The organism is Clostridium sp., from assembly GCF_029258205.1.
Classification (GTDB): domain Bacteria; phylum Bacillota; class Clostridia; order Clostridiales; family Clostridiaceae; genus Sarcina.
Genome location: NZ_JARHZJ010000087.1, coordinates 12,854 through 35,896 on the forward strand (window position 1 = coordinate 12,854; position 23,043 = coordinate 35,896).

Below are 23,043 nucleotides of genomic sequence, written 5' to 3' on the forward strand. Positions count from 1 at the left end.
AATAGACAATTGGTATTACTTGCCTATTGCTACTATTTAATTACTAATATTTATTAGTAGTTTACGATTTGAGCAAAGTCAGCTGCAACTAAGCTAGCTCCACCAACTAAAGCACCATCGATATCTGATTTAGCCATTTGTTCAGCTATTGTGTTAGGCTTAACTGATCCACCGTATTGGATTCTTACTTTATCAGCAACTTCTTGTCCGAACATTTCAGCAACCATAGCTCTTATAGCAGCTATTGTTTCATTAGCTTGATCTGAAGTAGCAGTTTTTCCAGTTCCGATAGCCCATATTGGTTCGTAAGCTATAACAACTTTCTCAGCTTGCTCTTTAGTTAATCCGTCTAAATCAGCAGTGATTTGAGCTTTTATAACGTCGTTAGTAGTTCCGTTTTCTCTTTGCTCTAAAGTTTCTCCACAGCAAAGGATTGGAGTTAAATTGTGTGCGAAAGCAGCTTTAACTTTTTTGTTGCAAGTTTCATCTGTTTCGTTGAAGTATTCTCTTCTTTCACTATGTCCAATTATAACGTAATCTATGTTCATAGCTTCTAACATTCTTGGAGCGATTTCTCCAGTAAATGCTCCTTTTTCTTCAAAGTGCATGTTTTGAGCACCTACTTTTATATTTGTTCCTTCAACAGCTTTTTTAACTGCATCTAAACAAACGAAAGTTGGACAAACAACAACCTCACATTTTGCATCTTTAACTAATGGCTTTAATTCTTCAACTAATTTAACAGCCTCGTCTATTGTATAGTGCATTTTCCAGTTTCCTGCTATTATTGGAGTTCTCATCTATATTCACCTCTATTAATATTTTAAATATTAAATAATATATGACAGACAATAATATCATATATTATTTCTCTAAAATCTCTGAAAATATTAAATAATAACCCTAATATTTTCTTAACTTTAGTAAAACAAGGCTAAGATTCAATGAAAAATAAATTTCATTGAATCTAGTCTTATTTCTTATAAAACAACAATCTTTATACTTCAATCTAAATATCTACTTTAATATATTTATAATATTATTTATCGTTTAAAGCAGCTATTCCTGGTAATACTTTTCCTTCTAAGAATTCTAATGAAGCTCCACCACCAGTTGAGATGTGAGACATTTTGTCACCGAATCCTAATATGTTTACAGCAGCAGCTGAATCTCCACCACCTATTATAGTAGTAGCATCTGCTTCAGCCATAGCTTTAGCAACAGCTATTGTTCCTTTGTTGAAGTTTTCGAATTCGAATACTCCCATTGGTCCATTCCAAATAACTGTTTTAGCATCTTTTATAGCTTCAGCGTATATAACTTCAGTTTTAGGTCCGATATCTAATCCCATGAATCCTTCAGGAATGTTTTGATCCTCTGTAACTATAGCTTCAACATCTTTGAATTCTTTAGCTACTCTGTGGTCTACAGGTAATAATAATTTAACACCTTTTTCCTCAGCTTTAGCTAACATTTCTTTAGCATATTCAACTTTATCTTCTTCTACTAATGAACTTCCTATAGTATATCCTTGAGCTTTTAAGAATGTATAAGCCATTCCTCCACCTATTATTAAAGTGTCAACTTTTTCTAAAAGGTTATTTATAACGTTTATCTTATCTGAAACTTTAGCTCCACCTAAGATAGCAACGAATGGTCTTTCTGGATTTTCTACAGCATCTCCTAAGAACTTAAGCTCTTTTTGAATTAAGTATCCACATACTGCTGGTTTTAAGTATTCAGTTACTCCAACTGTTGAGCAGTGAGCTCTGTGAGCAGTACCAAATGCATCGTTAACAAACATTTCAGCTAAGCTAGCTAATTCTTTTGATAACTCTTCTCCATTTTTAGTTTCTTCTTTTCTGTATCTTGTATTTTGAAGTAAAACTACATCTCCATCTTTCATTTCAGCTATAGCTTTTTTAGCATTTTCTCCAACAACATTATCGTCAGCAGCAAATACTACTTCTTTACCAAGCATTTCGCTTAATCTTTTAGCTACAGGTGCTAATGAGAATTCTGGTTTAGCTTCTCCTTTTGGTTTACCCATATGTGAGCAAAGGATTACTTTAGCACCATTATCAACTAAGTATTTTATAGTTGGCATAGCTCCATTTAATCTATTTTCATCAGTTATAACACCATCTTTTAATGGAACGTTAAAGTCGCATCTTACTAATACTTTTTTACCTTTTACTTGAACGTCTTCTATAGTCTTTTTATTGAAGTTCATTATATTCACCTCTTAAATAATATTTTATAATTACCTTTAATATAAATAAAAATCATTTATATGTTAAAGTAGTCTGGCCTCATAGCTTTAACTATAAAACCAGACCCTTTTATATAATCAGTCTAAATATTTAATTTTAAAAATTACTTAGAAACTAAGCATTTTAAAGTTCTGATTAATTGGTTAGTGTATGAAGCTTCATTGTCATACCATGAAGCAACTTTAACTAATTGTTGTCCGTCAACTTCCATTATTTTAGTTTGAGTAGCATCGAATAATGATCCGAAGCTTGTTCCGATAATATCTGATGATACTATTGGATCTTCAGTATATCCGAATGACTCGTTTGAAGCAGCTTTCATAGCAGCGTTTACTTCGTCTACTGTTACTTTTTTGTCTAAAGTACAAACTAACTCAGTTAATGAACCAGTTATTACAGGTACTCTTTGAGCGTTTCCGTCTAATTTACCAGCTAATTCTGGGATAACTAAACCTATAGCTTTAGCAGCTCCAGTTGAGTTTGGAACTATGTTAGCAGCAGCAGCTCTAGCTCTTCTTAAATCTCCTTTTTTGTGTGGAGCATCTAAAGTATTTTGATCGTTAGTGTAAGCGTGGATTGTAGTCATGAAACCTTTGTTTAATCCGAAGTTATCATTTAAAGCTTTAGCCATTGGAGCTAAGCAGTTTGTAGTACATGAAGCACCTGAGATAACATCTTCGCTTCCATCTAATATGTTGTGGTTTACGTTGAAAACAATTGTTGGTAGGTCGTTTCCAGCAGGAGCTGAGATAACAACTTTCTTAGCACCAGCAGTTAAGTGAGCTGAAGCTTTCTCTTTTGATGCAAAGAATCCAGTACACTCTAATACTACGTCTACTCCTAATTCTCCCCATGGTAATTGAGCAGGATTGCTTTCAGCAGTTACTTTGATTTCTTTTCCATTAACTACAAAAGCTCCTTCTTTAACTTCTACTTCACCATTGAATCTTCCTTGTGCTGAATCATACTTTAATAAGTGTGCTAAAGTCTTAGCATCAGTTAAGTCGTTGATTGCTACAACCTCAAACTCAGGGTTGTCGATCATTAATCTTAATGCTAATCTTCCTATTCTTCCAAATCCGTTAATAGCTACTTTTACCATTATAAATACCTCCTAAAAGATGTTGTTTTTTATATATAAAATATTTAAAAATATTTTAAACAAAGTTATTTTTAGAGATTTCATATTTTTTTATTCATCTCTATTTAAAAAATTCAAAACTTCATTAGCTGCTCCTTCATCTGTAATAAGAACGGCATTTTCATTACCATAAACAGTAGTTAAAACTGCTTCTGCTTTATTCTTACCACCAGCTACAGCTATGTGATTTTTTATTTTTCTAAGATCATTTATTGTAACTCCCAAAGTAGGCATTACATAAACAACTTCTGACTTTTCATTAAAGTAGCACCCAAAAGCTTCTCCTTTAGCACCTAAATCTAACAACTTTACTATTTCTTCTTTAGGCACGCCTCTTTTGTTAGCCATTTTTTTAGCTTGACCTATACCATATATTAGCATATCTGCATTTTTAATATTTTGTATAAGATCCTTCATATCTTCCTGTTTCATTAAAGCATCCATTACTTCTTTACTTATATTATCAGGAACATGAAGCATTTTATAGGTTCCATTTAACTTTTTAGCTAAATTCGCAGATAATGTATTTGACTGCGTCTCAACCTTCTTACCCATACCACCTCTTGCAGGCACCACTAACACATCACGTAGGTTTGCCATTTCTGGTAATTCGTCTATAACTTCTTTTACAGTACTTCCACCAGTAACAGCAATAGTATAGCCATCTTTAATGATATTCTTAGAATAATTTGCAGCGGCTTTTCCAAGCTCTTTTATAGTATTTTCATCTTCACTGCAATCTCCTGGAACAACAATTACGTTTCTTACATGAAGCATATCGCATAATTGCTTTTCAAGATTAGATAGCCCTTTTATTTCATGTATAAATCCTTTTAAAGATTCTAACATGAACTCTCCTTCTTGGGTTACAGACATACCTGGAGTGTTTATTTGTATAAGGTTTTGAGATTTTAAAAAACCTATTTCTGTTCTTACAATTCTTTCACCTAAATTTAAATTGTTTGCCAAAGCTCTTCTACCTATTGGCTGATTATAATAAATTGTTCTGATTATATTGTATCTTTTAACTAATAGTTCTACCATTTCAGGAACTATTATCTTTTGCAATTTTAAAATCTCTAGCAAATCTCGCAACTCCTTTGGACACTATAAGTCCCACTCTCTTCTCAAATGTCCCACATGTTTATTATAAAACATATTAAGAAAAAATTAAAGGGTTTTCAGAAAATTTTTTCTTATTTTTTTAAAAAAATATAACAAATATAGTCAGCTTATGAAATTTGTCTATATTTTGCACTTAAAACAAGTACTTTACACCCTTATTTGCCATAAGCTAGAAATTTTTCCTTTTAAAATCTTTTTCTTTTACTAGATGACTTTATTCCTAACTCTTCTCTGTATTTTGCCACAGTTCTTCTTGAAATAGCCATTTGTTTTTCTTTTAGAATTTCACTTATTGATTGATCTGATAATGGCTTTTCTTTATTTTCTTCTTCAATTACTTGTACTAAGGCTTTTTTTATATTTATAACTGTAAAATCTTCTTCTCCGTTACTTTTTTCTTTATTGCTTATTGAGTTTACAAAAAGATTCTTTATTTTTATTGTTCCCATAGAAGTTAAAATATACTTATCCCTTATAGCTCTTGAAATAGTAGATTCATGCATTTCTAATTGTTCAGCTATTTCTTTTAAAGTCATAGGCTTTAAATATTTCTCTCCCTTTTCAAAATAACCTTTTTGTTTTTCAAGTATTTTTTCAAGAACTTTGTATAAAGTACTTTTTCTTTGCTCTATACTTTTTATTAGAAATATAGCTTTTTCCATTTTTTCCTTTACATACTCTGTAGCCTCTTTATCATTAGTACTATCTTTTAATATTGATTTATATAAAGGATTAACTGAAAGCCTAGGCAAAACTCCATCATTCATTAATATAAAAAATTTCCCATCTATCTTTCTTATTTCTGCATCAGGAACTATAAAACCAACTTCATCACCAGTATAAAAGCCTCTTGATGGTTTAGGCTCTAATTTTTTTATCAAATCCCCATAGTCCTGTGCTTTTTTAGTGGTAATTCCTAAATCTTTAGCAATAGCTTGATATTTATTATCTGCTACGTTATCCAAGTGTCTATCTATAATTTCTTTAACTATTTGATCGTATTGACCATTTCTTTCTAATTGAATTTCTAAGCATTCCTTTAAACTTCTTGCACCTATGCCAGCAGGTTCTAAATTATGAAGAACTATTAAAGCTCTATTAAAAGTCTCTTCAGTACAATTTAACTCACCAATTAATTCTTCTTTTTTTATATCCAAATATCCCTTATTATCTAAACATTCAACCATATAACTACATACACTTCTCATATATTCACCTATTGGAAATTCTAATATTTGCCCTTCTAAATAATCTTTTAAAGATTCAGGCTTACTCATGAAAGTAAAAGGTGATATTCCTTCTTGATTATATTCGCCATAACTTTGAGAGCCATAGTTATCAGACTCTAAATATTTTACTAACTCTTTATACTCTAATCTATCTTGTTCATTTGATACATCTTTAGTATCTTCATATTGAGCTTCTAATACAGGATTTTCTGAAAATTCTTTTTCAATATATTCTCTTAAATCATATGTTGACATTTGCAAAAGTTTTATTGAAAGTTGCATTTGCTGGGTCATAATAAGCTTTTGCTCTTGAGTTAAATTCAAATTAAAATCCATTAACATATATGTATCACCTAAAATCATCTAATTGTAATCTATTCACTTTTATCTTTTAACCTTTCTTAATATAATTATCCATGAAAAAAATTATTTTTCAATAATTTTAAATTTTAGCTACTTATAAAACAAAGCATGTATCAAAATAAATTTTAATAAAACTTACAAAACTTCTTAGGAAACTCTACTAATTCTCAAAATATTTCATAAGTTTTATTATTAACCTTTGATAAACACCTTTATTATTTTCATATTTATTTTAAATAACATTTCCCATTCCAATTATAGACGTCTTTATTTTATTCTTTATAGTTACATACTTATGTACATTTTGTCAAATTTATATTGTCATTACTTTTATTTAATATTAAAATTTTCAACCTCATTTAAGGTTTCTGGCACATTAAATTCTCCCCTTATAATAGCCACTTTATATCGTTCTACTTCATCTAAAATTTCTTTAGAAACTAATTTGCTAGTTGTTTTAGCAACCTCAATTCCATTATCCTTAAGACCTATCTCCATTTTATTTTTTGGTCCAACTTTAAAATCACTATTTATAACTTCTTTAGCTGTAGTATATACTGCATCATCTAAATTCTTTATCATTGATGATAATATAACATCAGCATATTCTGGAAATCTATCTGCCCAATCAATATCCACTCCAATAGCATACTTTCCATTTTCCTTAGCAGCCTTAAAAAGACCTTCTCCTGCTTCTCCTGCTGATTCAAATATTATATCTGCTCCTTCATCATACATTTTTTTAGCTATATCATTTACTTTCTTTTTATCGTTAAAATTTCCAACATACTTAATTAAATTTCCTTCTTTTATATTTTTATATGCTTCCTCATTAGAAACCTTTAATCCAGACATAAATCCTGATAAAAATGTTTCTATCAAGTCTTCCTTTATTGCCCCTATAAATCCTACCTTATTTGTTTTAGTATAATTACCAGCTATTATCCCCATTAAAAAAGCACCTTGTTCATCATTAAAATCTATAGATTTTACATTTGGAAGATCTGATATAGTATCTACTATAGCAAAATTTTTATCTGGATAATCTTTAGCTACATTATTTAAACTCTCTAAAAATTTAAAGGCTGAAGCAAAAGTTAAGTCATTATTTTGAGCGGCTTCTCTAAGTCTTTTTTCATAATCCTCTGATGAATTAGTGTCAAAAACTTCTATTCGCGCACCATATTCTTTTTTTATTCTCTCTAATCCATCTACAGCTAAGTTAGTAAAATAATTTTCCTCGTTAGAAAAGTCATCTTTTACTAAGGCAAAATTATAAACTTGTTTTTCTATAACATCTACTTTTTTTAAAACTGATGAATTATTTGAACCACACCCACAAATTATTGAAGTTAATGCTAAAAGCAAAGCTAAAACTTTAAATGTTTTTTTTAATTTCATTTTTAGTCCTCCTATTTTTTAAGTCAAAGTTATTATTTCTTTAAGTAGGAGAATTTATGTAAAATATAAAAAACAAATCAATTATCCTATATAAAATAAAGATTTATAAAAAAAGAACCCCCTTAAAGGGAGTTTTTTCTAATATTCTTCTACATAAAATAATGCACAAACTTTAGGACCAGAATGAATTGCTACTGAACATCCTAGAGGAAGTTTTATATATTCAATATTATTATTTTCTAAATATTCCTTTATAGGTAAATAAATATCCTCATTTTCAAGTTCAACTAATATAATAGGCTCTCCTTCTTTTTTAGGGATTGAATCAAATTGCTCAATCATAGCCTTAATCATCTTTTTAGTTCCTCTTATTTTTCCTTGGACATTCATTTCTCCATCTAATACATTAAGCATAAGTTTTATGCCTAAAGCATTAACAAATAAAGCTTTTCCTTTTGAAAGTCTTCCTCCTCTTACTAAGTTATCTAAACTTTCAAAAGCTATAGTACTTTTAATATGATTCCTGTATTCTAAAATTTCTTTTTCTAAATCCTCTAAAGTTATTCCTGATTCTATTAATCTAGCTGCTTTTAATACAATTAATCCAAGTCCAACAGTTACATTTCTTGAATCTATTACAACTATATCATCACTTTCTAATTCAGACTTAGCTAAACATGCTGATTGATAAGTACCACTCATATTAGATGATATATGTATAGATATAATTTTGTATCCTTCATCTAAGTAACCTTTATATTTCTCTACAAATCTAGTTGGAACTATTTGAGCAGTAGTTGGAAGATTGTCTTCTATTTCGATTCTTTCCATCATAGAGTCTACTTTTATTTCAACACCATCTAAATAACTCTCTTCTCCAAAATTTATTAACATAGGCATTACATCTATGTCATATTTTTCTATAATCTCCTTAGATAAGTCACAGGTACTATCTGTTATGATCTTTATTTTATCCAAAATTATTTCCTCCTTATTTCATATTTGGAAATCCAATTTGTCTTAAAGCTTCATAAGCTATAATAGCAACTGTATTTGATAAATTTAAACTTCTAGTAGTTGTATTTATCATTGGTACTTTTATTCCATGATGAGCATTATGAACATCTTCTGGAACTCCAGCTGACTCTCTTCCAAACATTATAAAAGATCCTTCTTCATACTTTACTTCATCATAATGATCTTCTGCATGAGTTGTTGATAAGTAAATCTTCTTATCTCCATACTTTTTCATAAAATCTTCATAACTTTCATGAATTTCAAGATCTAATTGACTCCAATAATCTAATCCAGCTCTTTTTAAATGCTTATCATCTATAACAAAGCCCATAGGTTTTATTATATGAAGCTTTGAATTTGTTAAAACGCATGTTCTTGCTATATTACCAGTGTTTTGCGGTATTTCTGGTTGATATAATACTATATTAAGATTCACCTTTGTCCCTCCAAATAAATGTAAAAAATTATAAATTTTAAGTTAATTCATAAGTATATGATATTATCTAATGAAATAAAATGCAAGTTAATCATTATTTAATACAAATTCATATATTACCTTTGCTACCCCATTTTTATCATTGCTTTCAGTTATATAATCTGCTTTTTCCTTTAAGGAATCTATAGCATTTCCCATAGCAACACCTAATCCTGCATAATTAATCATAGATAAGTCATTTTCATTATCACCTATACATATAATCTCTTCTCTTTTTATATTGTATTTTTCTGATAAAGCTTTCACAGCTTTCCCCTTTGATACTCCTTTATTATTTACTTCTAAGGCATATCTTCCTGATTGAGTAATTTCATAATTGTCTTTTTTAACAAGTTTTTCTCTTATTTTTTTTAACTTGTTAGTATTTAATTCAATTATTATACATTTACCTATATTATTGCTTTTAAAGACTTGTCTCCACGAATCTTTTTCTTTCACATAAATGTTCTTAACTCTATATTTTTCAGGTATTTTTTTATTTAAAATAATATCACATAAATGTTTTCTAAATCTTGATGGCCAATAAACTTTATCTTTTGAATGAAAGCTAGGAACAGCTTTATATTCCTTGCATATACTCATAATATTCATACATTGACTTTCATTTAAAACATCCTTGGATATTATAACTTCTTTATCCTCATCAATTACCCAAGCTCCATTATTAGCTATTACAGCACAGTTTACTCCTAAAAACTCTGAAAAATATATTGCATTTTTAGGATTTCTACCTGTACATATTATTATATGTACTCCTTTTTCGTAAGCTTTTTTTAAAGCAATTCTATTTTCTTCACTCACAACTTTCTTTGAATTTAATAATGTACCATCCATATCTATACATATCATTTTATATTTCATAAATTCTCCTCCAAAACAAAATGGGAGAGTTAATTTATTAATCTCTCCCCTTTTTATCATATTCAATTTATTTTTTTAATAAGTTTAGTTTTTAAAGAAATTATAAATTTATCCTAAAAAAACAAGAATTATTTATCCTTTAATTTGTTCCTGTATTTCCTTGTACTGCTGGTTCCTGTGGCGTAGCAGGTGGTTTGGGTTGTTCTTGTATTTGAGGTGTAGTCGGCTGTGGTGCAACTGGCTTTTGTATTTCCGGCTGTGGTTTAGCTGGCTGTTTAGGTGGTTGTTCTTGTTTTGGTTGCTCAGCCTTTTTTGTTCCAACTTTTATAATTTCATCTTTTTGCTTATATACATCATGCCCTATTAGTTTCTTATCTATTTCTTTCCCATTTTGATAAGTTACTAAATATCCTGATGACTTATATCCTGTAACTGGTCTTTGTTCAACAACCTTTTGTCCTTCTGGTAAACTAGGATCATCCACTGTTTTAACTGATGGTTTTAAAGTTTCATTTACTACAGTTTGCAATTCATAAGTTTTTCCATCCATACCTTGAACATTACCATATATATTAAATGTTACATGTTTATTACTAGTATATCCTTGTATATATATCGGGAAATCATACGTATTTTTAAATTGATAATCTAAAGATCCCCATGAAACTGTGGCATCTTCACTTGGACCTGAATAAGTAGTTGTCATACTATGATTATGTCTCTCTGTTGGCATTATTCCAGATCTTAAAATAGCTCTATATAATGTTGTAGAAACTTGACAAATCCCTCCACCAGTAACCATCACTACTTTATTTCCTATATAAGCCGCTCCATCTCTATATCCTTTATCTGTAGTTCTTTCTCCTAAAGTATTATTATAACTAAATGTATCTCCTGGCATTAAAATAGTTCCATTAACTGCTTTAGTTGCAATTTCAACATTAGCACTTCTACTAGCATCTGAACTTGTATAACTTGTTGTAAAACTTCCTATAACACCATCTATTTTTGAAAGCATTTCTTTAGTTATCTTTGGTTTTGTAACTTCTACAGGTACTTCTACAACCAAATTCCCCTCTGGATTTGCATTTATAGCTTCTTTCACTAAAGCCACCATTTTATCTTGCTCTATAGCTCGTCCATCTTCTCCCGCTATTATACTTATATTACCACCATTTATACTTATAGTAGCATTTTTAGCATTTTGATTTACCATTTCAGTAAGTTTTTTTTCATAATCTATCAACTTAGATTCATCATATTTAAAATCTAAATTTAATTCCTTTTTACCTTTTTCGTTTATAAGATTATTTTTCTCAAAAAGATTTAAATCTTTTCCATAACTAATAGCTTCATCAACAGTTTCATCTATATTATATTCTGGTGATAAATCAGAATATTTTATTTCAATACTTTTATCTGCTGCCTGAACTTTTATAGTTTTATTTTCTACAGGTTGTTTTACATCTTTATCTAACACCTGAACTGCTTGCTCTTTTGTCATTCCTGATAAATTCACATTTTCAACATATACGTTAGGATATATCTTATTATTCCACTGTTCAACTTTTTTCTGAATACTTACTATATATATAACAATAGAACTTATTATAATTGCTAATATAATAACTATTGATATTATTATTTTCTTCTTACTTTTAAATAAGCCTGTGCTTGATTTCTTATTTTCTTCCTTCACAATTATTCTCCTCTCTAAACCTTCTAAAAAAACTATAATCTAAATATTACTAAAAATTATTACAATATAATAACATTTCTTATTATAGCAAAATTTTTGTAACTTTTGGAGAAAAATTAAATAGAGCTAAAATTTTTAACTCTATTTAATATTTACAAAATAATCTATCCTAGGAACTACCCATCATTGTCTAAAATATATTCAGTTCTTTCTTTTGAAAAATCTCCAGTAATATCAAATGCTTCTATTGATATTATTATCGCCTTGCCTTTTGGAAGATAAAATCTACTTTTATCAATTACAATTTTAGTTGCTTTTCTTGGTAAAGTTCCTGCATAATTATCATTTACAAAAACATTATATCCATTTAAATCATCTTCTTTATTAGCTGTCCAATTAACATATATCTTATTATCAGATATATATGCGTTTAGTCCTGTAACTGCAGAAGGTGGCATTAAACTATCTATACTATTAGGCCCCCAGTTCAAATCTACTGGACTTCCAACTCCATCTAGCTTTCCTTCATCAGTAAATTGCCACATAGTCCATCTTTTCCATCCGCCAATATTTGGTGGAACTTTTGGATTAGAAGGTATTCTGGTATACATAGCAATCCACAAAGGCATATCACTTAAAGGATATCCTTTACCAGGAACTTTAAAATCATCATATAAATCTATAAAGAACAATCCTGTATATAGCATTAATCTTCTTCTAGTTTTTTCTTCAAATCTATCTCTAAACCTATCAACCCAATTTACAAGCTCTGTAGTAGTTAAGGATCTATCTGTAGGAGTTTCAACATCTAATACCGGGAATAAATCACCATAATCACCAGTTCCAAATCCTTGTTGCAAAACATCAATAAATTGATCTGCTTGCATAGCAGCACTATCTAAATCCTTAGAAGGTTTAGCAAAATGATATGCTCCACATGGAATATCTAACTTTCTACACGCTTTTGCAAACTCTAAAAACTTTTTGTCAATTCTTAACTTACCTGTTCCAGAGCCTGAAGCTCTTAAATAAATAAAATCTGAATTTTTATCTAGTGTTACAAAATTAACATCTCTACTAAATTCATTTAAATCTGGACCAAATATACTTAATGGATTTTTATTTTGCATTAATACTCTCCCTGCAAAGTAATTCTTACTATATAAAATATAATTTTACAAGGAAAGTTGTTACTAAATAAAATTATTCTCTATTAACCTTTAAAGATTTTTCTATTATTGTATCTAAAAGTTCTTCAAAACTCATATTTATTCCTGTAGCACTTTTAGGAAATAAGCTATTCTTTGTCATACCAGGTAATGTATTTACTTCTAATACATAAGGAATGTTATCTTTTACTAACATATCTACCCTAGCATATACATCGCACTTTAATAACTTGTAAGTTTCTAAAGCCATTTTTTCTACTTCTTTATGAAGATCTTGATTTAATTTAACTATAAATTCATCTGCTCCGCCATCTTCATACTTTGAAGCTATATCAAAGAATTTTCCCTTTGGTTTTATAGCTAAAACAGGTAACATTTTTCCATCAATTATAGGACAAGTTATCTCATCACCTTTGATGTACTCTTCAATCATCACTTCTCTATCATATTTTAAGGCCTCTAATACAGCATCTTTAACTGATTCTTTAGATTCAACTAAAGTTGTTGCCACAGATGACCCCCCATTGTTAGGTTTTATGAATACTGGATAACCTAAGTTCTCTATTTTTTCATAATCTATCTCGTCTATTGATGAAACCATTAGCCATCTTGCTGTTCTAACATTTCCAAAAGCTAATATTCTCTTAGTCATATCCTTATCCATGCATATAGCACTACTTAAAGGGCCACACCCTGAAAATGGTATACCTAAAGTTTTAAGAACAGATTGAACAGTTCCATCCTCACCAAATTTTCCATGTAAAGCTAAAAGAGCAAAATCAATTCCTTTAACCTTCTCTATTAAATCTTCCTTTTCATTTAAAACTATAGGAATAGCTTTATATTTATCTTTATCTAAGGCATTAACTACAGCATTACCACTTTGTATTGATATTTCTCTTTCTGAAGAAATACCTCCCATTATTACTCCAATTTTCATATACTTACCTCCAAAATAGAAATAATTAAGGACTTGTCTTATTTAAACAAGCCCTTAATATTATATCACTATATTTTTAAAATAGAAAGTTTATAAAATCATTTAATATTATTAAACGCCTTAATATATTTCGTAAATGTCAGCAAACTCTATTGATATTTTTTCAACTTCTGTTTTATAATCTAAACCACAACTATCCTCTGCATCACTTTCCAATTTTACATTAGGTAATAAAATTGAAAATTCACTACCTGACTCATTACTTTCTCTCAAAAAAACTTTTCCTCCATGTAATTCTACTAAAGATTTAACTAAAGATAATCCTATTCCACTTCCCTCTTTATTCCTATTTAAAGATTTATCATTTTGTATAAACCTTTTAAAAATAAATTCTTTCATATGTGATGGAATTCCTATACCCGTGTCTTTAACTCTTATATCCACCCATGTTTCATCTGTTAGAATACTAACTTCTATATTTCCACCTGATTCTGTAAATTTTATAGCATTAGATAATAAATTTAAAATTATCCTCTCAATTTTATCTGGATCACACTTTATCTCTAATTCCTCACAGTCAGTATCAAAAATTATGTCTATATTCTTAGATTCGACATAAGGAATTACAGACATAGTTATATCTTCTGTAAGTTTTATTATGTCATAATTAATAAAGTCCATTTTAATAAACCCAGAATCTATTTTTGTTATATCTATAAGGTTATTTACAAGCCTTAACATTCTAAAGCAATTCTGCTTTAAAGTTTTTTCATACTTGTCATATAAATTAACAAATGTTTCTTCATTATTCTTATTAGTGTTTAGAAGTTGTATACATGAATATATTATATTAATTGGAGTTCTAAGTTCATGAGATAAATTGGCGAAAAATTCATTTTTAACTTTATCATATTGTTTTATTTCTTCAAATTTATTTTTTAAAATTTCTATTTCTTTTACATCTTCTACATGTCTTGCAACTCTTACCCATCCTAAGGTATTGTTTTTATTATCCTTAATTCTACTAGAAATAAGTTCTAATTCAACCATTCCATTTTTAGATCTTACTTTATCTATTGTTAAAACTTTATCTTTATTAAAATATTTGCTATCTATAATCTTTAAATTAGATTCAATTAATAATAAATTACAATAAACTTTACCTATTAATTCCTCTTCATTATATCCTAAAACATCCATAACTGCTTTATTTACATATGTTATTTTCCCTTCAACATCAATTGTAAATATTAAGTCTTTTATATTTTCAGTAACACCTCTAAGCTTTTGCTCATCTAATTTTAAATTTTTCTCCATTCTGTATTCTTCTGTTATATCATTTACCCTTAATACATAATAAAGATGTTTTTTCTTGTTTATCTTTTGGAGATTTACTTTTACAACTTCATCATCTCCATTTAGTTTTATTATTCCCTTCCATTCTTGTGAATTTCTAAGAACACTTTCTATACTAATTATATTTTTATCATATAAAAACTCTTTAATTTGTTTTTCTAAATCAAAATAAGTTTTATTCTTTCTATTTTTCACAGAAATTCTCTTGCTTCTACATTTTTCATTTGCATATATAACTTTTAAATTATTATTAAGTAATATTACTTCGCTATTACCATCAAACTCTATTAGGTTAAAAAATACACTTAACTCTTCTTTCATAAAATTTTTGTTTTTTATAACTTGAAATGAATCAAAAAGCATACCAAATACAAAACTCATAAATGATATCAAGTTAAAAAATACGATATTTATTTTTATAATATCATTATTAGCTACGGTCAAAGAAATGCCATAAACTAATTTTAACAACATAAGAACCCCACTTATCATTATTACCAAATAAGTTATTTCTCTAAATTGAAAAATTTTAATTAAACAGACTATAATACAAGAGATATATGTTAAAACTATTAAAATTAAAGTTAAATTATATATAATATTATTACTATATACTCCTAGATTATTATTAATATTTAATATTTGTAATATAAGTGTTAATAATACTACAAATATTATAGTTGTTTTTTTGTATTTTATTATAAAAACATCAAAGTTTTTAAGGCATAAAATAGATAAAAGTAATAATACACCTCTAAACAATAAACTAAATAAATTTAAATCATAAACCTGATTCTCAACTATTTTCCCAGTTAAAACTATAAAAAACATTTCAGTAATAATGCTTACATAAACAAGAGATATGCCAAAGAATTCTTTTCTTTTAAGACCTCTATAATATATAAAACATATAAATAATATCATAAGACAAAGGATTATTTTTGCTATTACTATTATTTCTTCAGCAGCATATATTAAACTTACATCCTTAAATATATCATTATTCAAATCACAAATAATCTTTAAACCTTTTATAAAAAATAAACTTAACAATATTACCGTAGCTATTGCTATTCTTTTTAATATTTTTTCTTTAATACCTAAATTATTAAAAAGTCCAATCAACATATCTAAAATTTCCCCATTCTTATTTAGAATAACACTTCTATTATATATTAAATGAATATTTAATATAAGTTAAACTTATGCTTTTTCAAAAAAAAATTTATTCATCCTTTCATAAATTTACTCTATATATTATTAATATTGACCTATTTATTTTTAACATCTAAAATGTTATTATGAAAATTTTAAAAATTTAATAGGAGGATTAAATGAATAATAAAACAAAAGGTATAATTTTAATAACCATATCAGCACTTAATTTTGCTCTTATGAGTACATTTGTAAAATTATCAGGTAATTTACCATCAATAGAAAAAAGTTTCTTCAGAAATTTAGTTAGTTGTTTAGTGGCATTTTATTTAGTTAAGAAAGATAATGCCTTACTTTTTGGACACAGTAAGAATAGACTTGCTCTTATAGGACGTTCTGCTTTAGGAACATTAGGAATTTGGGCTAATTACTATGCAATTGATAGATTAATATTATCAGATGCTACTATTCTTAATAAATTAAGCCCATTTTTTGTTATTATATTTTCTTATTTATTTCTAAAAGAAAAATTAAAACCAATTCATATAATATGCCTCTTAGCTGCATTTTCTGGAGTTTTATTTATAGTTAGACCTTCTGGAAATTTAGCAAGTAACTTTATTCCTGCTATAATTGGACTTTGTTCAGCAGCCTTTGCTGGAGGAGCATATACCTTTGTTAGATATTTAGGTGGTAAGGAAAAAGGAGCTACTATTGTTTTCTTCTTTTCTTTCTTCTCAATAGTAACAACTTTTCCTATTATGTTATTTCAATTTGAAACATTTAACTTAGGACAATTTGTATTTTTAATTCTTGCAGGTATTACAGCTTCTTGTGCTCAATTTGCATTAACAGCTGCTTATAAATATGCTCCAGCAAAAGATATTTCAATTTATGACTACACTCAAGTCATTTTCACTGCTCTAATAGGTTTTATATTATTTGGGGATATACCAGATAAAATATCACTAATAGGATATGTCTTAATTCTATTGTCGTCTCTTTCTATATTTTTATATAACAAAAAAGAGGCTAATAAGTAAAAAAAAGCTACACTATTTTGTGTAGCTTTTTATCTATTATTTTTAAAATAATCACAGTATTTATTTATCTTGCATATATCACATTTAGGCTTTCTAGCTATACAACATCTTCTTCCATGAAAAATTAAAAGATGATGGGTTAAAGACCATTCTTTTTTAGGTAATTCTTTTTGAAGTTGTTTTTCAGTTTCAAGTACATTATCTGAATGTGCCAACCCAATCCTATTCGAAACTCTAAATACATGAGTATCCACTGCAATAGATGGAATTCCAAAAGCATTTGATAAAACCACATTAGCAGTTTTTCTTCCTGCTCCAGCTAAAGAAGTTATTCCTTCCATAGTTTTAGGAACTTCTCCGCCAAAATTTTCTTTTAATTGATGAACCATCATAATTAAATTTTTAGCTTTATTTCTATATAACCCTATTTGCTTTATTCTATCTTCTAGTTCCTCTTGACTTATAGTTAAAAAAGCATCTACATCTGGATAATCTTTAAATAAAATCTTAGTAACCTCATTAACCTTTTTATCTGTAGTTTGCGCTGATAAAATAGTAGCAACTAAAAGTTGAAAGGGAGTTTCATAATTTAGCTCACACTTAGCATCTGGATACTCTTCTTTCAATATTTCTAATACCTCTTTAGTTCTCTTTTTCATAGTACATCCCCCTAATCTTTATATACCCCTCTATAATCTTCTGGTAAAAGATTAGCTATATTTTTCATAAGATAATTTAAAGCTCTTTCTTCATACTCATGCTTTCCTTCATCTTTTTCTTTTTTAGGCAATTCCATAGGAGTTCCAAAGTTTATGTTAACCTTTGAATGATTAAACTTCTCAGCTCCCATATTTTCATCATTTATTGGCATAAGCTTTTCAGTTCCAGTCATTCCAAAAGGTACTATTTTAGCCTTTGTTAATCTTGCTATAAGTATAATTCCCTTTTTAGCTTCTATCATTTTTGCATTTCTACTTCTTGTTCCTTCAGGGAAAATAACTATATTTTCTCCACCTTTAACCGCCTTAACAATTTTGCTTAAGGATTCTCTATCTGCTGAATTAGGCTTTATTTTTATATTTTTAACTAATCTTGTACCTATATTAGTTAAGGCATTATCATTTAGCTTTACTCCTGCAACAAAATATGGATTATATTCTTTTTGTAAAACTTTATCTAGAACTAATCCATCTGCATTACTTAAATGATTTCCTATAAATATAAATGGACCTTCTTCCTTTTTTATTTTATCAAGTCCATAAACATTCAAGTCAGCATATTTATTTAAACACCCACCGATTAAAGTTCCTGCTATTGGTCTAAAAATACTCTCTGGTAATCTAACTAGTATATTAGCTCCTATACGAGTAAACATAACTTTACCTCCTTTATCAATTTTAACGATATATTATTATACATCATAAAAATTTAAAAGTCTATTTTTAAAATTTTTAAGATTTTCAGAATTTAATTTATAGCTTGATATATCTTCCTTATTAATTAACACCTTTTTAATCATTATATTCCTTAAAATCGTATTTTTACCTCTCCATCCACAAGAAGTCTTTTTAAAGGTTTCATTAAATTCTTTTTTGCTTATTTTATGAAAATCCTCAAAAGAATCCCTTTGCATAAAATCAAGAGGTTTAAAATCTTCTATATTTGTATAACTTACTTCCTTATTGTATGGACATTCCTTTTGACAGCTATCACATCCAAATATTCTTCCATTCATAAGCTTTAAATATTTATCTTCAACATCTTTTTTTTGAGTTATATAAGACATACATGAATTAGTATTTTTCATTTTACTTCTATTTAAAACCTTAGTTGGGCAATTTTTATAGCATATCTCACAGGTACCACATTCCTTATAAGTTCTTAATTCATCTAAAGTTCTTTCTTCTTCACACTGAATTTCTAAATCAGTAATTATTTCTCCTAAAAACACATAGGACCCATACTTCTTAGTAATTAGCATGTTGTTTTTTCCTATGAATCCTATATTTCCTAAATATGCAATATGTCTTTCAGGCAAGGAATTACTATCAACTAAAGAAATTGCCTTTCCTCCTAAAGACTCTATATATTCACTTATCTTCTTAAGGAAATTAGAAACAACATAATGATAGTCCATTCCTCTAGTATAAACTGAAAATCCATTATCAACATATTCCTCATCATATAAATAAGGAAAAGCAATTGTTATTATAGTCTTTCCTTCTTCCATGTACACATTAGGATTTAATCTTTTCTCTATATCCTTTTCCTCAAACTCATTTTCAAACCCTTTATCTTTTCTTATATTGTACACCTCTTCAAGTTCTGAAAATCTTCTACACTTTACAAATCCCACAGTGTCTAACCCCAAAGATTTACAAAACTCTAAAATCTTTTCCTTCAAAAATTATCACCTCAAACTAAAAAAGACTATATTAAATTTTTTATTAGTAAATCTAAAAACATATAGTTTCAGTTTTTCACCAACTAATAAAATTTATATATAGCCTTATTATAAACCAAATAATAAAAATTGGCATATTTATAAATTAATTTTTAATAACTGCTGGAATTCCAACAGCTGTTTTGCTCTCTGGAATATCCTTTAGTACTACAGAGTTTGCTCCTATTTTTGCTCCATCCCCTATACTTATAGGACCTAAAATTTTAGCCCCACATCCAATAATAACATTATTCCCTATAGTTGGATGTCTTTTACCTTTATCCTTTCCAGTTCCTCCAAGAGTAACTCCATGATATATAGTTACATTGTCTCCTACCTCTGCAGTTTCACCAATTACAACACCCATTCCATGATCTATAAAAAGCCCTTTTCCTATTTTTGCTCCTGGATGAATTTCTATGCCTGTAAAAAATCTTCCTAACTGAGAAATTAATCGTGCTAGAAAAAATAATTTTATCTTATACAGTCCATGTGCTATTCTATAAAATATCAAAACATGTATACTTTGATAAAGCAATAAAACCTCCAGTTTTGTTCTAGCAGCTGGATCATTTTTCATAACATTTTCTATATCATATCTTAATTTTTTGAACAAAATTTTCACTCCTACAAATTACTCATATAGCCCTGTTGAAAAATATTTTTCTCCTCCATCAGGTGCTATAACCAACACTTTTTTATCTTTAGCTATCTTCTCTAAAATATCCTTTGCTCCTTGAAGTGCAGCACCTGAAGATATACCTACTAAAATTCCTTCTTTATCAGCAAAGTTTTTTGCCATAGTGTATGCATCTTCATTTTTAACTTTTATTATTTCATCAACTACTGATGAATCATATATCTTTGGTACAAACCCAGCACCTATTCCTTGAATTTTATGAGCGCCAGAATTTTCTCCTGATAATACTGCTGAATCACTAGGCTCTACGGCAACTATTTTTATATTAGGATTATATTCCTTCAATTTTTTTCCTACCCCTGTAATAGTTCCACCTGTTCCTACTCCTGCAATAAATACATCTAAGTCTGGTATATCTTTTATTATTTCTTCAGCAGTAGTTTCATAATGTTTTTTTGCATTAGCTTCATTTAAAAACTGTTGAGGCATAAAATATCCCTCTGTACTAGCTAATCTCTCAGCTTCTTCAATAGCTCCCTTCATTCCTTTAACGCCTTCAGTTAAAATTATATCTGCTCCATAAGCTTTTATCATGTCTCTTCTTTCTTTACTCATTGTCTCAGGCATAGTTATAATAACTTTGTATCCTTTAATTTTACCAATCATAGCTATGGCAATTCCTGTGTTTCCACTAGTTGGTTCTACTATAACTCCATTTTCTTTTAACAATCCTTTCTTTTCAGCTTCTTCTATCATTCCTAAAGCTGCTCTATCCTTTATACTTCCTCCTGGATTAAATTTTTCTAATTTAACAAATACATTATTTCTTTCAAATAAATTATTTGCTTTTAATATTGGTGTGTTTCCTATTAAACTTAAAAGACTATTAAAAACCATATAAATTTCCTCCTTAAAAATATAATAAAAAAGGCCTTACACTATTTAGAGACGAAGCTTTTTACTCCGTGGTTCCACTCTAATTAGGTAAAGACCTCACTTAATCAAGTACTATAAATACTTTATCACGTTAACGGGTGATACTCGAAAATTTCTAATGCTAACTTTTCGAAATTTCTGTTCAAAAGCGCACTTCTTATAAAGTATTGGTGAAAGATTTCCAGCACCACTTTCTCTCTGTGACCTATCTTTATAATACTTTACTTTATCATAACATTTATCCTACTATTTTGATACGAATTATATATTTTATTATATTCTTTTATTAAAATTTGTCAACTAATCTGTGTACTTTTTCTTAAATTTTCTTTTTAAGTTATTGGGAATTAATTCATCAACTATATCATGAATAAGAACCATACCCACTAATTTTTCTTCATAATCCACAACAGGAATTGATATTAAATCATACTTTGTTGATTTTTCTATGGCATCCTCTATAGTACTATCTATATTAACACTTATAGAAGATGTGTGCATAATCTCCTTAAGTCTCTTATTTTCTCCATTCATTATTAAATCTCTTAAAGTTACAACTCCTTTTAATCTATCTTCTTCATCAGTTATATAAACATAGTACATAACTTCTTCATCTGCATCTAATTCTCTTAATAGTTCTATTGTCTCTTTTACAGTAAGATCTAGATTAAAAGATATAAAATCCTTATTCATTATACTACCTACGGATTCATCTGAATATCCCATAAGTTCTTTAACTTCTTCTGCATCTTCATTTTCTAATGCAATTAATACTTTTTCTCTCTCTTCCTCATCTAGTTCATCTATAATATCTGCTATTTCGTCATTTGGAATATTTTCAAAAAGTTCTGCAGTTTTAGAATGAGAAAGTCCTTTTATTATACTACTTTGTACTTCTGGTTCTATTTCTTCTAAGGTATCAGCAGCTAAATCTTCATCTAAGCTATCAAAAACTTTTTTTCTGTTTATAGCATCAAGTTCTTCAAGTATATCTGCTAAATCAGCTGGATGCAATTTTTGAAGCTTTTTATATGGAATAGCTAGCTTTAAGTTATCATTAATCATTTCTAAAGACTCAACATCTTCCCACATAATAACTTTTTCTTGAAACTTTTCCTTAAAAACTTTAGCTAATAATTTTCCTAGCCCTTCTAACCCCTTACGTCTAAACTTTACTATCTTTCCTGTTTCAACAGCTATTACTCTAAATTCACCTGCAATTTTTACTATTCTTAAATCATCAACTTTAACTACTTTCTTACCATTTATATCTACGATTTTTCTATCCAATAAATTTTCAGATAAAAGATAACTGTAATTTCTTGGTAATATTTCTCTACTACCTCTTATTTGTATTTTAAATTTTCCATTATCTCTTTGATAAAAATCTATATTTCTAAACTCATAATCAAATATGACACCATCTCGCTTTACTTTATAACCTATAATTCTTGGATAACCCTCCTCTGTGGTTACATAAACATCCTTTAAAACTCCTATGACTTCATTGAACTCATCATATATTTTCTTATTGATTATGTTACTGTATAAAAACATTGTTAATTTATTCATCCAACTCTCCTCCTTTTTTGTTTTTAAGAAAAGGAGAAGTATATTATTAGTTTACTAATCTAGAAAATCACTTCCCTCTTTTCTTATAATATTTAGTTTTAAATTGCACCTATCTTCTCGAGGGCTATCTTCCATTTAGTTTCACCACCTATAAATAAAAAATTACATAACTCTCTAATTTATT

General features: G+C 28.2%; 20 protein-coding genes and 1 other annotated feature. Of the genes, 1 reads left to right on the plus strand and 19 read right to left on the minus strand.

Annotated features, from left to right (window positions below):
- Window positions 1–53 precede the first annotated feature (53 nt).
- The 13 genes from tpiA to Q1J60_RS10460 form a co-directional block, all read right to left on the minus strand.
- Window positions 54–800, minus strand: coding sequence for a triose-phosphate isomerase (gene tpiA, locus Q1J60_RS10400; protein ID WP_300261821.1), 747 nt, complete (start codon window positions 798–800; stop codon window positions 54–56).
- A gap of 239 nt (window positions 801–1,039) precedes the next feature.
- Window positions 1,040–2,233 carry a phosphoglycerate kinase gene (locus tag Q1J60_RS10405; RefSeq protein ID WP_300261823.1) on the minus strand — a complete coding sequence of 398 codons (1,194 nt, stop codon included), beginning with the start codon at window positions 2,231–2,233 and terminating at the stop codon, window positions 1,040–1,042.
- Window positions 2,234–2,376: 143 nt separating this feature from the next.
- Window positions 2,377–3,375: a type I glyceraldehyde-3-phosphate dehydrogenase gene (gene gap, locus Q1J60_RS10410; RefSeq protein ID WP_300261826.1), complete on the minus strand. Its 999-nt coding sequence runs from the start codon at window positions 3,373–3,375 to the stop codon at window positions 2,377–2,379.
- 90 nt (window positions 3,376–3,465) lie between these two features.
- Window positions 3,466–4,500 carry a sugar-binding transcriptional regulator gene (locus tag Q1J60_RS10415; protein WP_300261829.1) on the minus strand — a complete coding sequence of 345 codons (1,035 nt, stop codon included), beginning with the start codon at window positions 4,498–4,500 and terminating at the stop codon, window positions 3,466–3,468.
- Between the two features lie 224 nt (window positions 4,501–4,724).
- Window positions 4,725–6,110: an RNA polymerase factor sigma-54 gene (gene rpoN / locus Q1J60_RS10420; protein ID WP_300261832.1), complete on the minus strand. Its 1,386-nt coding sequence runs from the start codon at window positions 6,108–6,110 to the stop codon at window positions 4,725–4,727.
- 351 nt (window positions 6,111–6,461) lie between these two features.
- The gene (locus tag Q1J60_RS10425; RefSeq protein WP_300261835.1) at window positions 6,462–7,532 is read right to left on the minus strand and encodes a BMP family lipoprotein; all 1,071 of its coding nucleotides are present in this window, start codon (window positions 7,530–7,532) and stop codon (window positions 6,462–6,464) included.
- Window positions 7,533–7,670: 138 nt separating this feature from the next.
- Window positions 7,671–8,510 (minus strand): DegV family protein, encoded by an 840-nt coding sequence (locus Q1J60_RS10430; RefSeq protein ID WP_300261837.1) that lies wholly within the window; start codon window positions 8,508–8,510, stop codon window positions 7,671–7,673.
- Window positions 8,511–8,523: 13 nt separating this feature from the next.
- Window positions 8,524–8,985 (minus strand): tRNA (cytidine(34)-2'-O)-methyltransferase, encoded by a 462-nt coding sequence (locus Q1J60_RS10435; protein WP_300261840.1) that lies wholly within the window; start codon window positions 8,983–8,985, stop codon window positions 8,524–8,526.
- A gap of 87 nt (window positions 8,986–9,072) precedes the next feature.
- On the minus strand, window positions 9,073–9,906 hold the full coding sequence (locus Q1J60_RS10440) for an HAD family hydrolase (RefSeq protein ID WP_300261843.1): 834 nt from the start codon (window positions 9,904–9,906) through the stop codon (window positions 9,073–9,075).
- A 139-nt stretch (window positions 9,907–10,045) separates the two neighbouring features.
- Window positions 10,046–11,605 (minus strand): VanW family protein, encoded by a 1,560-nt coding sequence (locus Q1J60_RS10445; RefSeq protein WP_300261846.1) that lies wholly within the window; start codon window positions 11,603–11,605, stop codon window positions 10,046–10,048.
- Window positions 11,606–11,781: 176 nt separating this feature from the next.
- Entirely contained in the window at window positions 11,782–12,735 is a 954-nt protein-coding gene (locus tag Q1J60_RS10450) for a glycoside hydrolase family 25 protein (protein ID WP_300261849.1), read from the minus strand.
- Window positions 12,736–12,808: 73 nt separating this feature from the next.
- The gene (locus Q1J60_RS10455) at window positions 12,809–13,714 is read right to left on the minus strand and encodes a D-alanine--D-alanine ligase (protein ID WP_300261852.1); all 906 of its coding nucleotides are present in this window, start codon (window positions 13,712–13,714) and stop codon (window positions 12,809–12,811) included.
- 120 nt (window positions 13,715–13,834) lie between these two features.
- Window positions 13,835–16,198: a sensor histidine kinase gene (locus tag Q1J60_RS10460; protein ID WP_300261855.1), complete on the minus strand. Its 2,364-nt coding sequence runs from the start codon at window positions 16,196–16,198 to the stop codon at window positions 13,835–13,837.
- 206 nt (window positions 16,199–16,404) lie between these two features.
- On the opposite strand from Q1J60_RS10460, the gene Q1J60_RS10465 reads away from it, so the two are divergent.
- On the plus strand, window positions 16,405–17,268 hold the full coding sequence (locus Q1J60_RS10465; protein WP_300261858.1) for a DMT family transporter: 864 nt from the start codon (window positions 16,405–16,407) through the stop codon (window positions 17,266–17,268).
- Between the two features lie 29 nt (window positions 17,269–17,297).
- Here the strand turns inward: Q1J60_RS10465 and nth are convergent, their stop codons facing one another.
- From nth to Q1J60_RS10495, 6 genes are all read right to left on the minus strand, one after another.
- Window positions 17,298–17,927 carry an endonuclease III gene (gene nth, locus Q1J60_RS10470; protein WP_300261860.1) on the minus strand — a complete coding sequence of 210 codons (630 nt, stop codon included), beginning with the start codon at window positions 17,925–17,927 and terminating at the stop codon, window positions 17,298–17,300.
- A gap of 11 nt (window positions 17,928–17,938) precedes the next feature.
- Complete coding sequence (locus Q1J60_RS10475; protein ID WP_300261863.1) at window positions 17,939–18,643, minus strand: lysophospholipid acyltransferase family protein; 705 nt, start codon at window positions 18,641–18,643, stop codon at window positions 17,939–17,941.
- A gap of 36 nt (window positions 18,644–18,679) precedes the next feature.
- Window positions 18,680–19,672: a tRNA epoxyqueuosine(34) reductase QueG gene (queG, locus tag Q1J60_RS10480; RefSeq protein WP_300261866.1), complete on the minus strand. Its 993-nt coding sequence runs from the start codon at window positions 19,670–19,672 to the stop codon at window positions 18,680–18,682.
- 145 nt (window positions 19,673–19,817) lie between these two features.
- On the minus strand, window positions 19,818–20,327 hold the full coding sequence (epsC, locus tag Q1J60_RS10485; RefSeq protein ID WP_300261869.1) for a serine O-acetyltransferase EpsC: 510 nt from the start codon (window positions 20,325–20,327) through the stop codon (window positions 19,818–19,820).
- Window positions 20,328–20,345: 18 nt separating this feature from the next.
- Window positions 20,346–21,248 (minus strand): cysteine synthase A, encoded by a 903-nt coding sequence (cysK, locus tag Q1J60_RS10490; RefSeq protein ID WP_300261872.1) that lies wholly within the window; start codon window positions 21,246–21,248, stop codon window positions 20,346–20,348.
- 44 nt (window positions 21,249–21,292) lie between these two features.
- Window positions 21,293–21,529, minus strand: a binding site (T-box leader).
- Window positions 21,530–21,587: 58 nt separating this feature from the next.
- A complete protein-coding gene (locus Q1J60_RS10495) occupies window positions 21,588–22,859 on the minus strand; it encodes a magnesium transporter (protein ID WP_300261875.1) in 1,272 nt (423 codons plus the stop codon).
- Window positions 22,860–23,043: the final 184 nt, after the last annotated feature.

Excerpts from the sequence above, each read along its gene's own strand:
- Q1J60_RS10465 (WP_300261858.1), top strand. The coding sequence starts at position 16,405 with ATGAATAATAAAACAAAAGGTATAATTTTAATAACCATATCAGCACTT.
- Q1J60_RS10450 (WP_300261849.1), bottom strand. The coding sequence starts at position 12,735 with ATGCAAAATAAAAATCCATTAAGTATATTTGGTCCAGATTTAAATGAA.
- tpiA (WP_300261821.1), bottom strand. The coding sequence starts at position 800 with ATGAGAACTCCAATAATAGCAGGAAACTGGAAAATGCACTATACAATA.
- gap (WP_300261826.1), bottom strand. The coding sequence starts at position 3,375 with ATGGTAAAAGTAGCTATTAACGGATTTGGAAGAATAGGAAGATTAGCA.
- nth (WP_300261860.1), bottom strand. The coding sequence starts at position 17,927 with ATGAAAAAGAGAACTAAAGAGGTATTAGAAATATTGAAAGAAGAGTAT.
- Q1J60_RS10425 (WP_300261835.1), bottom strand. The coding sequence starts at position 7,532 with ATGAAATTAAAAAAAACATTTAAAGTTTTAGCTTTGCTTTTAGCATTA.
- Q1J60_RS10495 (WP_300261875.1), bottom strand. The coding sequence starts at position 22,859 with ATGAATAAATTAACAATGTTTTTATACAGTAACATAATCAATAAGAAA.
- rpoN (WP_300261832.1), bottom strand. The coding sequence starts at position 6,110 with ATGTTAATGGATTTTAATTTGAATTTAACTCAAGAGCAAAAGCTTATT.
- Q1J60_RS10460 (WP_300261855.1), bottom strand. The coding sequence starts at position 16,198 with ATGTTGATTGGACTTTTTAATAATTTAGGTATTAAAGAAAAAATATTA.
- cysK (WP_300261872.1), bottom strand. The coding sequence starts at position 21,248 with ATGGTTTTTAATAGTCTTTTAAGTTTAATAGGAAACACACCAATATTA.
- Q1J60_RS10405 (WP_300261823.1), bottom strand. The coding sequence starts at position 2,233 with ATGAACTTCAATAAAAAGACTATAGAAGACGTTCAAGTAAAAGGTAAA.
- Q1J60_RS10455 (WP_300261852.1), bottom strand. The coding sequence starts at position 13,714 with ATGAAAATTGGAGTAATAATGGGAGGTATTTCTTCAGAAAGAGAAATA.
- Q1J60_RS10440 (WP_300261843.1), bottom strand. The coding sequence starts at position 9,906 with ATGAAATATAAAATGATATGTATAGATATGGATGGTACATTATTAAAT.
- Q1J60_RS10475 (WP_300261863.1), bottom strand. The coding sequence starts at position 18,643 with ATGTTTACTCGTATAGGAGCTAATATACTAGTTAGATTACCAGAGAGT.